General features: G+C 50.3%; 9 protein-coding genes. 6 read left to right on the top strand and 3 right to left on the bottom strand.

Translation table 11 applies throughout. The features are described 5' to 3' along the window. Positions 1–61: 61 nt before the first annotated feature. On the bottom strand, positions 62–1,795 hold the full coding sequence (locus M0L20_RS14305) for a helix-hairpin-helix domain-containing protein (RefSeq protein WP_248477615.1): 1,734 nt from the start codon (positions 1,793–1,795) through the stop codon (positions 62–64). 141 nt (positions 1,796–1,936) lie between these two features. Here M0L20_RS14305 and M0L20_RS14300 point away from each other — a divergent pair, with 141 nt between their 5' ends. Beyond that, positions 1,937–2,509 carry a DUF2306 domain-containing protein gene (locus M0L20_RS14300; RefSeq protein ID WP_248477614.1) on the top strand — a complete coding sequence of 191 codons (573 nt, stop codon included), beginning with the start codon at positions 1,937–1,939 and terminating at the stop codon, positions 2,507–2,509. Positions 2,510–2,608: 99 nt separating this feature from the next. Beyond that, entirely contained in the window at positions 2,609–2,896 is a 288-nt protein-coding gene (locus tag M0L20_RS14295; protein ID WP_232561594.1) for a 2TM domain-containing protein, read from the top strand. A 75-nt stretch (positions 2,897–2,971) separates the two neighbouring features. On the opposite strand, the gene M0L20_RS14290 is transcribed toward M0L20_RS14295, so the two are convergent. Together M0L20_RS14290 and M0L20_RS14285 are read right to left on the bottom strand one after the other, a co-directional pair. Then, entirely contained in the window at positions 2,972–3,538 is a 567-nt protein-coding gene (locus M0L20_RS14290) for a pentapeptide repeat-containing protein (protein ID WP_248477613.1), read from the bottom strand. Positions 3,539–3,549: 11 nt separating this feature from the next. Continuing rightward, positions 3,550–4,344, bottom strand: a complete 795-nt coding sequence (locus tag M0L20_RS14285) for a thymidylate synthase (RefSeq protein ID WP_232561592.1) — start codon at positions 4,342–4,344, stop codon at positions 3,550–3,552. Between the two features lie 312 nt (positions 4,345–4,656). Between M0L20_RS14285 and M0L20_RS14280 the strand changes: the two genes are divergently transcribed. The 4 genes from M0L20_RS14280 (at position 4,657) to M0L20_RS14265 (ending at position 12,085) form a co-directional block, all read left to right on the top strand. After that, complete coding sequence (locus tag M0L20_RS14280) at positions 4,657–7,266, top strand: hybrid sensor histidine kinase/response regulator (protein WP_248477612.1); 2,610 nt, start codon at positions 4,657–4,659, stop codon at positions 7,264–7,266. Positions 7,267–7,435: 169 nt separating this feature from the next. Then, positions 7,436–8,158, top strand: coding sequence for a hypothetical protein (locus M0L20_RS14275; RefSeq protein WP_248477610.1), 723 nt, complete (start codon positions 7,436–7,438; stop codon positions 8,156–8,158). A gap of 2 nt (positions 8,159–8,160) precedes the next feature. Beyond that, on the top strand, positions 8,161–10,926 hold the full coding sequence (locus M0L20_RS14270; protein ID WP_248477609.1) for a TonB-dependent receptor: 2,766 nt from the start codon (positions 8,161–8,163) through the stop codon (positions 10,924–10,926). A gap of 37 nt (positions 10,927–10,963) precedes the next feature. Further along, positions 10,964–12,085, top strand: a complete 1,122-nt coding sequence (locus M0L20_RS14265) for a DUF4249 domain-containing protein (RefSeq protein ID WP_248477608.1) — start codon at positions 10,964–10,966, stop codon at positions 12,083–12,085. Positions 12,086–12,096: the final 11 nt, after the last annotated feature.

Below are 12,096 nucleotides of genomic sequence, written 5' to 3'. Positions count from 1 at the left end.
AATTTACCCATTGTTTCTAGTCATTAATCCATTATTAATACCCTGACGCTCTGCAATTCTTTCACGCACGTATGCGCTCCCGACGTTTTTGTAGGTAATCGCTCATTTCGGCTAATGTCAGCGCGTTAAAGGTCATGTCTCGGGTTAAGCCACCTTTTCGACCAACGGCTACGCCGTAGTGCATATCGAGCAGTCCGGCCAGGTCGTGCGCATCGGGATTTATGCTTAACAGTACGCCTTGCTGCATAGCATATTCAATCCACCGCCAATCGATATCGAGCCGGTAAGGACTCGCGTTAATTTCAATGACGACCTGATGCTCGGCACAAGCGTCGATGATTGCCCGATGGTCGATGGGATACCCTTCGCGAGCCAGCAGCAAGCGGCCCGTTGGATGACCTAATATCGTCGTGTAGGGGTTTTCGATGGCCTTCAATAAGCGTGTCGTTGCTTTTTCGAGCGACATGGTTAGGGTCTGGTGTACCGAAGCGACCACATAATCGAACGTAGCCAGTATTGCATCGTCGTAGTCCAGCGAGCCGTCGCCTAAAATATCCGATTCGATGCCTTTGAAGATGCGGAAGTCTAACCCAAAACTGGCATTGAGCTGGTCGATTTCCTGTTGCTGCTGTCGAACACGGTCGCTGTCGAGTCCATTGGCATAGCTGGCCGTTTTGGAGTGGTCAGCGATACCAAAATACGTCAGGCCCAATTCCCGGCAATAAGCGGCCATACCAGCCACCGACTGCTTGCCATCCGACCAGGTACTATGGTTGTGCAGCGTTCCGCGCAGGTCTTCCCAGGTCACCAGTTCGTCGTTCCGATGACTCCGGGCCCAGCGAAAGGCAAAATCATCTTCGCGCATTTCGGGAACGATGTACGGCAATCCAGCCCGCGCGTAAATGCTTTTCTCTACCTCCTCCAATTCCAATTCGGCTTCGGCAGCAACATTGACATTCGTTTGTGCGGTTTGCAAGAGCGAAAACCCACCATTGCCAACCTGTTGTAAATGCGGATCAGCTGCTGTTTGAATAAACAACTGTCGATCTAGTTGTTCGGCGGGATACAACAACAACTCAACCTGCACATCAAAACCCTGAAGCTGCCCCCGCCAGGTGAACGGCGATGAGACAAGTTCGTTTTGTTGCAGATTGGGTAGACCGGCCAGAATCTGCATGGCCGAAATGGGATCGCTGGTTTGAATGAGTAGCTGCACCGCGTCGACTTCCTGCGCTTTCCGGCGTACCTGACCGCTAATTTCCACCCGTTCAAAATGCTTGACCAGTTCGTCCCGGAGCATGTTGGCAATCATGGCGGCCTTGTCCATGCGGACTTTCCCTTGTTGCTCCTGCAAGAACTCCAGCGCGGCTAAAATCTTTTCCTGCGTGTTGGCACCAAATCCTTTGATTTTTGCGATCTGCCCGTTTTCTCCCGCCAGTTGCAGGTCGCGCAGATTGTCGATGCCCAACTCCTGCCACAAGGTCCGCACTTTCTTGACGCCTAGCCCTTTGATCCGAAACATATCCAGCACGCCGGAGGGTGTTTCAGCCAATAAAGCATCCAGCTCAGCCAAATGACCCGTTTCCGCGATTTCCCGAATTTTACCCGCTACCGCTTTGCCAACACCCGGTAGCTTAACCAGTTCATCGGCGGACAGATTACTTAAATCGGCGGTGGATTTATCCAGGTTGAACGCAGCCGTTTGAAAAGCGCGCGTCCGGAAAGCGTCACGATCATGAAGTTCCATCAATCGGCCCGTCAATTCGAGCAGATCAACGATTTCGGAATTGGTCATAGTAATAAAAGAATTCACGCTGCAAGTTAGGCATTTGACCGGATCTAGTCTTCTTGCGCCTAGCGCCAATCTACCGAACCGGCCATTAAGCGGACTGTTGGCTTGTTTTATTACAACACTTCTGCGGCAAAAAAGTAAACAGTGTACATACTATTATTTATCGCGCTGGAGTGGATGAATACAGTCCTGCATTCTTCTGTTAGTATCGTTCATTTGACTGCGGCTTTGCTAGCCATGAGCACAGGTACCTACATTCTTTTCAAACCGAAAGGAACGGCAGTGCATCGGCTTGCGGGCTGGCTTTATGTGACGGGTATGGTTGTGCTCCTGCTAACGGCTTTTCAGATTTATTACCTCTTCGGACGATTCGGCGTTATTCACTGGGGTGCCGTTGGCAGTGTAGTTGCACTACTGATTGGACTCGGATCAATTAGTCTGCGATCAACCCTACCATCGTGGCTCCGGTGGCACTACCTCGGTATGGGTGCTTCCGTTACGGGTCTGTACGCAGCCTTCGTTGTCGAAAGCACCTATCGTCTGTTTCCACCTTCGTATTTCTGGTGGGTTACGATGGGAGCGGCTAACGGTGTGTTTATTCTGGGTGGCTTACTGCTGTATCGTCATTACCCTAACTGGATAAAACCAGCCGAACATTCATCCGGGGATACGGTATTTCATCGGGTTAATCAGGTCGTTAGCACCGCTGACAGGTAGGTTCGTCGGAAAGTAATTCTGATCTGTAAGGAGCCGATCTACCTTTGACACACAATCGCAACGAAGCAACTCAGTTTAACCTTACATACTTATCCGATCATGGAAACGCAACACGACCCTATTCTTTGGAAACAAGCAAAAGCCCGCGTCGGCTTTCGGATGCACCTACGTTCTTACTTAATCGTTAACGCTGGTCTTTGGCTGATCTGGGCGGTGAGTACGTTCACCTTTCATCCGATACGCGCCAACTTTTTCTTTCCCTGGCCTATCTTTCCCATGCTTGGCTGGGGCATTGGTCTGGCTTCGCATTACTTTACCGTTTTTCGCCGGGGTAGCGAACGCGATATGATTGAAGAGGAGTATCAGAAACTAGCCCGTCACTACTAACAAAATAGCCTATACCACACCCCTAAGCTAAGTTGCCCGGCAGCACGAAATGTTTGCACTGCCGGGCAACTTAGCTTAGTGACTGATAATGAGATCGTGTTTGGTCAGCAGACCGGGCAGACTTTGCAACGAGAACCGGGCTTTCTTGAGCTTGTTGGTATCTGGATTGATTTCAAGGTTGTACGAACTGGAAAAATCGACCTGACTTAGGTTGTTGTCTTCAAACTTGGTTAGTTCAAGATTGCAGTGCTTAAAGGCCGTTCCGGTCAGGTCGCATTTAAGGAAATACGCTTCCTTTAGTGAACACTCGATAAATTGAGCTTTCTTGAGCTTCCGATTCAGGAAAACCGTGTAATCGAGTTGACAGTCCTTAAAATCGACGTGAAACCCGAACGGATTACAACTCCCAAAGTCCACGTGTGTCAGCTTGCAGTTGGCGAAGCGAACGTCGTAAAGTTTTGCATTTTTTAGCTCTACGCCCGTCAGCGTGCAGTGTTCGAAGCGACAGTTGACAAAGCTCGATCCGGCAAATGAACCCCGCGAGAAATCCAGTTTTTTAAATACGCACTGTTCAAATTCCTGGTCAGTCCACCGCTCGACAGCTTCGTCCGCCGGCTCAAACACCTGGTTGTAGTACTCCATTCCCCTCTTACTTAAACAGCGACCGGCGCTTTGATGGCTGGGTACGGATTGTAGTTTTCCAGCGTGAAATCCTCGTAGGCAAAATCGAAAATTGACCGAACGGCTGGATTCAGACGCATGGTCGGCAACGGGCGCGGCTCGCGGGATAGCTGCGTTTCAACCTGCTCCAGGTGATTCAGGTACAAATGCGTATCGCCACCGGTCCAGATAAATTCGTGAGGCTCCAGTCCACATTCCTGCGCAATCATCATGGTCAGTAAGGCGTACGAAGCAATATTGAACGGAACGCCCAGAAATACGTCCGCGCTACGCTGGTACAGCTGGCATGACAACTTACCATCGGCTACGTAAAACTGAAATAAAGCATGGCAGGGCGGTAGCGCCATCCCCGGTACATCAGCCGGATTCCAGGCCGACACGATCATCCGGCGCGAATCGGGCGAATTTTTGAGTTGCTTTAGTACATCGCTCAATTGGTCAATCGTTCGGCCATCAGTGGTAGCCCAGCTCCGCCATTGCCGCCCGTACACCGGACCTAAATCACCATTTTCATCAGCCCAGTCGTCCCAGATCGAAACGCCATTGTCTTTCAGGTACTTAATATTCGTATCGCCCTTAATGAACCAAAGCAATTCGTGGATAATTGACTTTGTATGAACCTTTTTTGTCGTTAACAGAGGAAAGCCATCCTGCAAATTGAAGCGCATCTGGTAACCAAACACACTAATCGTACCTGTACCAGTACGGTCAGTTTTGCGGGTACCAGTAGCCAGAATATGGCGTAATAAGTCGTGGTATTGTTGCATACAGCAAAGAAACGAAAAAAAGGGACGGCGTACCCCGGATAGGCAACGGCAATTTTGCGGGAATACACGAAAGCCAGCTGATCAGCTAACGTAAAATTACCTATTCGAATCTGTTCAAAACAACTATTCTGTTTTGGCGTAAAACTTTAACTTATTATTTACTTAATTTTACATTCATATATTCTATACCATTTGTTTAAGAATTGTTCTACATTCGTTGCCTACTCGGTTATTGACCCACTGACTTACCATGATAGTACTGCTACCTAACAATTTTATGCTACGTATGATCGACCAGCCAGCTACCAACGTATGAAGTCTACAAAGCGAATTGGCTGGATTCTGGCCGTTGGCCTGTTAATCCCAATCCTGATCGGTATCAATGCTCAGCGTACCACCCAACGGCTCGTTGAACAGAATAACTGGCTCATTCATACGCACCTTGTCCTTCAAAAAACCCAACAGATTCAGGCTTATCTGACGAGCCTGGACAATGACCTGCGCGGGTACTTACTGAGCAAAAACAACCCTTTCTTCCGGGCCGATTATGACCGAAACGCTCGGCGTATGAAAGAGCGGGTTGAGGAAATCACTAACCTCACCACCGATCAGCGGTTTCAGCAAGAGCGGCTGCAAACGATCTCCCGGCTTCTCGATCAGAAACTGGCTCACGGCAAGCAGTTGTTTTTACAGGCCAACTCGGCGAAGGGGCTGGCGCGACTGGATTCGGTACAGACGTTCATGAGCTTCAGCGATCAGTTGTTTAATCAGCTTAAGCAAGTAGAAGCGATTGAAAACGAGCTACTCAATGTTCGCGCGGCTGCCAGTAAGCAATCCGCCGATTACGCCACCAACAGCAGTATCGTCGGTGCAGTAGCCGCGCTCGCGATGATTCTGTGGGCGATTTACCTGCTTTTCAAGACGCTCAAGAATGCGAATAAACTCAACCAGCAACTCGCCCTGAGCGAGCAGCAACTCAAACGGTTTCTCGAAGCGGTACCCGTTTCCATCGCAGTCGTCAACAAAGATGGCAAACTGTATTACGCCAATCAGGCCGCTACCAGTATGTTTGGAAGCGCGACCAGACTGACTTCCTATTCTGACATGCTGAGTCAGGTAGCCATCAGTCAGTTTCCGGACGGAAATACGTACCCTCTCGAACAGCGTCCTATCTTTCGGGCCATGCGGGGCGAAACATCGCAGGTCGATGATATGCAGCTACAGGTTGGCGACAAAGTCATCCAGTTGTTAAGTTCATCCAGTCCGGTTTACGACGCAGACGGCCAGTTGCAGTATGTCGTTTCGTCCAGCATCGACATCAGCGATCGGGTGCAGTCGCAGGTCCGGCTTCAGGAAGCCAAGGAAATGGCGGAACAGGCCGCCCGGCTCAAAGAGAATTTTCTGGCCAACATGAGCCATGAAATTCGTACTCCGCTGAACGCCATCATCGGTTTTTCGAACCTGCTGGAAGTGACACCCCTGAACGAAGAGCAGGCCGAATTTGTGAAGCTTGTTCAGACGGCGGGTAAGAACTTACTGACGATTGTCAACGATATTCTGGATATCTCCAAGATCGAAGCGGGGATGATTCAGATGGAGTCGATACCGTTTAGTATTCGGTCGCTAGCGGCTTCGTTGCAGACCATGCTTCAGCCAACAGCGAGCGATAAAAACCTACGGCTGGTATTTGACATTGATCCGACCCTACCCGCGCTGGTTCTAGGCGATCCGACCCGACTCACGCAGATTCTGCTTAACCTGCTCAGTAACGCGATCAAATTTACCAAACAAGGTTCGGTAACCGCCCGCATTACCAAACAGGAAGAAACCAACCAGTCGGTGCGTGTCCAGTTTACGGTGAAAGACACAGGTATCGGTATCGACACCGATGCCTTACCGCACATCTTTGAGCGTTTCCGGCAAGCCAGCGACTTTACGACTCGCTACTACGGCGGTACGGGCCTTGGCCTCAACATTGTAAAGTCGCTCACGCAGATGCAGGGTGGCTGGATCAAGGTAGACAGCGCCCTCGGCAAAGGATCGGAATTTACGCTTGAACTTACCTATCCAGTAGCTCCGGAATCGATTCTCCAGACCATTGACCCATCGCTGGCAAAAGCAGAAACCGCCAAAAAATCGTTGACGATTCTGGCGGTGGAAGACAATCCAATGAACCAGAAGTTGGTTCTGCAAGTAATCAAACGCCTGGGTTACGAAGCCGATTTGGCCGAAAATGGGCAGCAGGCACTGGATATGCTGCAAAAGAAATCTTTCGATCTGGTGCTGATGGATATTCAGATGCCGGTGATGGATGGCTACCAGACGACCCGGCATATCCGGACAACCCTGCGCAGCACCATTCCGATCATCGCAATGACTGCCCATGCGCTAGCCAGCGAACGTGAGCAGTGCCTCCAGGCTGGCATGAACGATTTTCTGCCCAAACCCTTCCAGATGGAGGATTTGAAACGGATGATCCTTCATTACGGGTTCAGCGAAGGCAGTCAGCCAACGCTCGCTGGAGCTACCCAGCCAGCGCCACCAGCACCAGCCCCGCCGACTAATCCCACGTCTTTTTCAATCGAGCCCTTGCTGAATTCGGTTGGCAACGATCCGGAACTGGCGCTGGAACTGCTCGAAATCTATCTCGACAAAACGCCTGAGGAACTCAAGCAGTTACAACAGGGTCTGAGCGAGAAGGATGTTCCGGCCATTGGTCGCACGCTCCACACGCAGAAAGCGCCCGCCATGATGATGGGACTCCGTAAAGTCACGGAACTAAACTTACGCATTGAAGCCCTGGTGAAAGGCGGAAAAGATATTACCGAGGTTGCTCCGTTGTTAGAGCAGTATATCACGGCTGTAGAAGCCGAGTTGCCGGGAATCCGTGACGTTTTGCAAAAGGGTGTAGATCAGGGATAACGACCAGACGGGTTATAAAACAACCGCATTTGTCTCTTCTTAAAAGCGCCCCGTTTTTAAGAAGAGACTTTTTTTATGTTTCCGTATAAAAACTCTAGTGCTCGGTTAATCTAAAAAATGGCTTATTTAGCCAGAATTTTACCTGTCGGTAAGTCACCACCAAGCTACCATGCCCTACAGAGCGATCGCTTTTCTTTTGCTATTTCTTGCCAGGAGTGTATTCGGTCAAACGGCCAGCTCAGATAGTTCTTTTTTGGCTATGGCTCAGAATCAGGCCGTTCATGCTTACGAAAATGCCTTGATCGACCGAAGTCATTTGTACAATGGCCACGAATACATTCAGCATGACTACCGCGTAAAAGTTCATCCTTTCTTTGCAACGGATAGCTTGCAGTCAGGGTCGATTACCTACAATGGAATCGCTTATCACGATGTGCTGATGCTCTATGATGTCGTCCGCGATGAACTGGCCATCAAAATGCCCGAAACCATTTTTCGGATACGTCCCCATAGCCAGCAAATCAGCACGTTTTCGTTTGGTCCGTACCAGTTTGCCCGTATTGTGGGCGATAGTGCCGCAGGCGTTCGTACCGGCTTTTATCAGGTGCTGCACGGTGGCCGGATTCAGGTGCTGGCGAAGCGAATCAAGACGGTTCATGAAGACATCAGCGGTGGTTTTTACAAAGCGAACTACCTGGTCAAAGACCGCTATTTTATCGTGAAAGACGGCGTATATCATGAAGTCAAAAAGAAACGGTCTGTGCTGGCTTTGTTTCCAGGGCAAACGGCTCCGCTGAAAAAATACCTGCGTGCCAACCAGATAAAATTCAACGAGCAACGCGAACAGGCAATAACAGCGATTGTCCAACAGTACGAAACATTAACGCATTGACTATGCAGCAACTCTACCGTGTCATCCTGCCCGTTCTTATCCTGATTGGCTTCGCCGGTAAGGTGTCGGGACAGCAAAAAACAGAGCCTCTGCTTAGCGGCAACTTTACGAATAATCGCTTTGAGCAATTCGTCAAACAGATCGAAAGTAACACGCCGTACCGGTTCTTCTACAATCCTGGTGATGTGGATAGCCTGACGGTTAATCTGCAAGTTACGAACCAGCCGCTACGGGTTATACTGCGTCAGCTGTTCGAAGGCAGTCGGCTTTTTTTCGCTATTGATCCCAACCAGCGCGTTTACATCACGCTTGACCGACCCATACAAACGGAGTTACCCATCGGCTACTTTCGCGGGGGTTCTTCCGATAACGACTCAACAGCGAACGCTTACTTAACGCTGGGCACGAAGAAACGCGCTGAATCCGAAAGTAAGATTTACGAGGTTGGCAAGCGAACAAACCCAATCCGGCCCGGTCGATCGACCATTGCGGGTTCAGTGCGAAACGTTTCGTCGGGAGAGCCGATTGTTGGGGCGGCTGTTTACATCGAGAATCCCCGCGTTGGAACCGTAACCGACCAGTTTGGCTATTATTCGATCACGCTGCCACGCGGTCGGCATGATCTAAAACTTCGTAGTATCGGGATGAAAGATACCCGACGCCGGGTGATTCTTTACGCCGATGGTAAGCTGGATGTGGAAATGGAGGACGACGTCATTGCCCTGAAAGAGGTCGTGATCGAAGCCGAAAAAGACGTCAACGTATCGGGGATGCAGATGGGCCAGCAACGGGTCGACATCAAAACCATCCGTCAGGTTCCGACAGCCCTGGGCGAAGCGGATCTGCTGCGGGTTATCCTGACGCTACCAGGCGTAAAATCGGTGGGTGAAAGCTCAACGGGGCTGAACGTACGCGGGGGCGCTACCGATCAGAACCTTATTTTGTACAACGACGCACCCATTTACAATACGTCGCACCTGTTTGGCTTTTTTTCGGCCTTCAACCCCGATGTCATCAAAAGCGCCGAGTTGTACAAAAGCGGCATTCCGTCCCGGTTTGGGGGCCGGTTATCGTCGGTTCTGGACGTACAAACCCGTGACGGCAACAAGAAAAAACTGGTCGGTTCGGGTGGTATCGGTCTACTGACGGGACGGCTAACGCTGGAAGGTCCCCTGATCAAAGAAAAAACGTCGTTCATCATCGGTGGCCGTTCGACGTACTCCGACTGGTTGCTGAAGCAACTACCCAACTCATCGTTCAACAACAGCCGGGCCTCGTTTTATGACCTGAATCTGCACGTCACGCACGACGTCAATGAAAAAAATACGCTTTATTTAACCGGCTATCTCAGCAAGGACAACTTCCGACTTAACAGCGATACGACTTACCAGTACCAGAACCAGACGGCTACGCTGAAATGGAAACACATCGTCAATAATAAGCTGTACAGCGTTTTTACGGGCAGCTATAGTGGTTACAAATACAGCGTGTCCAGCGAGAAAAATCCGGTTAATGCCTACCAGTTGAATTTTGCACTAAGTCAGTCCCAAGTCAAAGCGGATTTCAATTACTTTCCCAGCAACCAGCACGCGGTTGATTTCGGCATCAGCTCAACGTACTATAAACTTTCGCCTGGTAATTTCCAGCCGCGTGGCCGCGAATCGCTGATTCTTCCGGATGTGGTTCCGAGCGAACAGGGAATCGAAAATGCCGTGTACATCGGTGACAAATTTGACATTACCGACCAGCTGTCCATTAGCGGTGGGCTACGGTATTCGGCGTACACCTACCTGGGAGCGAAGTCCGTTTTTCAGTACGCGCCGGGCTTACCCAGAACGGTAAATACCATCACGGATACGCTGACTTACGGGAATAATCAGGCTATTCAAACGTACCACGGCCCTGAATACCGGCTATCGCTGCGCTACGCCTTGTCGCGTACGGCATCGATCAAAGCGAGCTTCAACCGGATGCGGCAGTACATTCAGATGCTGTCCAACACGACGGTTATCGCCCCAACCGACATCTGGAAATTAAGCGATCCAAACATTAAACCGCAGATTGGCGACCAATACGCGCTGGGCTTTTACCGAAACAACCGGACGAATACCATTGAAACGTCCGTTGAAGTGTATTACAAAACGATGCAAAATCTGCTGGATTACCGCAGCGGTGCCGTATTGTTTCTTAATCAACACATCGAAACAGACGTGGTCAACGCGCAGGGTAAAGCCTACGGCATTGAGTTTCTGGTCAAAAAAACGACGGGAAAATTAAACGGCTGGCTCAGCTACACCTACGCCCGGACGCTTCTGCGTACCAACGGATTAAACAACACCGAAATCATCAATCAGGGCGCTTATTACCCCAGCAATTACGATAAGCCGCATGACTTTACGATGATTGGCAACTACAAAATCAACCGTCGATTCAGTTTGTCGCTGAACTTTACCTACAGCACCGGACGTCCGATCACACTGCCCGTATCGAAATACACCCTCGACGGTGCCCAGCGGCTGCTTTACTCTGAACGAAACCAGTACCGGATACCCGATTATTACCGCGCCGACTTTGCCATGAACATCGAAGGCAATCATAAGGTAAAGAAACTGGCGCATAGTTTCTGGACCATCGCCATCTATAACTTGACCGGTCGGCGCAATGTCTATTCGGTTTATTTCAAGTCGGAAAATGGCTTTATCAATGGGTACAAGCTATCCATCTTTGGGCAACCCATCCCGTCTGTTACGTATAACTTCCGGTTCTAACGGAAGATATGACAGACTACAGCAAGACGTTACTCGTATGAAAAATAGATGTTATCCTAAACGGCTCGGTTGGTTGATGCTTTTAGCGCTCGGAAGCTGCGTCGATCCGTACCGTCCACCCGAAGTGACGGCCCCCGACAGCTATCTGGTCGTCAATGGCTTCTTTAATAGTGCGCCGGGAACAACCACAACCATTCAGCTCTCGCGCACGCAAAACCTGACCGATTCCAAGACCCCACCCGCCGAAACCAAAGCGCAGGTTACCATCGAAAGCGGCAGTAAGGTCAGTTATTCGCTAAAGGAAGGTAGCGGTGGCGTGTACACCTTGTCGGGCGTGGTTCCGCAGGCCAACGAAACGTATCGACTACGCATTCGCACAGCACAGGGAAAAGAATACGTCTCTGATTTTGTCCCTGTCAACGTCACTCCGCCCGTAGACAGCCTGAGCTGGCGAATCGAGAACGAAGGCGTGCAGATCAACGTGAATACCCACGACCCGACGAACAACACGCGTTACTACCGCTGGGAATTTGACGAAACCTGGGAATACACCTCACCTTACTATTCGGCCTATGAGCTTAAAAATAACCGTATCGTTTCACGCGCCGAAGACGTCTATCGGTGCTGGGGTAGCTCCGTTGACAAAACCATTCAGCTAGGGTCATCGGCGCGGCTGAGCCAGGACGTTATCAGCCAGCGGCCTCTCACCTTTATTACGGGTACATCCCTTAAACTTGGTCTGCGGTACAGTATTCAGGTCAAGCAATACGCCCTGACGCAGGACGCGTACAATTACTACGATCAGCTAGCCCGTATAACCCAGAATGTCGGCTCTATTTTCGACCCCCAACCCTCCCAGATTACGGGTAACATTCGCTCAACGACAAATACCAGCGAGCTGGTTATGGGGTTCTTTCGGGTTGGTACGGTACAGACGCGCCGGATTTATATCGCCAAAACGCAACTTCCTTACTGGCTGACGCAAACCGGCGTTTATACCTGCCTGGTTGACACATTGACGCCGTCTAAAATCATTGAGCGTCAGCCAGCGATTATCAACGAATTTGATGCGAGCACTTACCTGACAACCTCCTTCGACTGCGTTGATTGTCGGTTACGGGGTGGCGTCATCAAAAAACCGGATTTCTGGGATCAATAGACTTTTAAGCG

The organism is Spirosoma liriopis (assembly GCF_023196085.1).
GTDB lineage: Bacteria > Bacteroidota > Bacteroidia > Cytophagales > Spirosomataceae > Spirosoma > Spirosoma oryzicola.
Note: the sequence above shows the minus strand (reverse complement) of the source record. Positions and strands in the feature narration are given on the sequence as shown.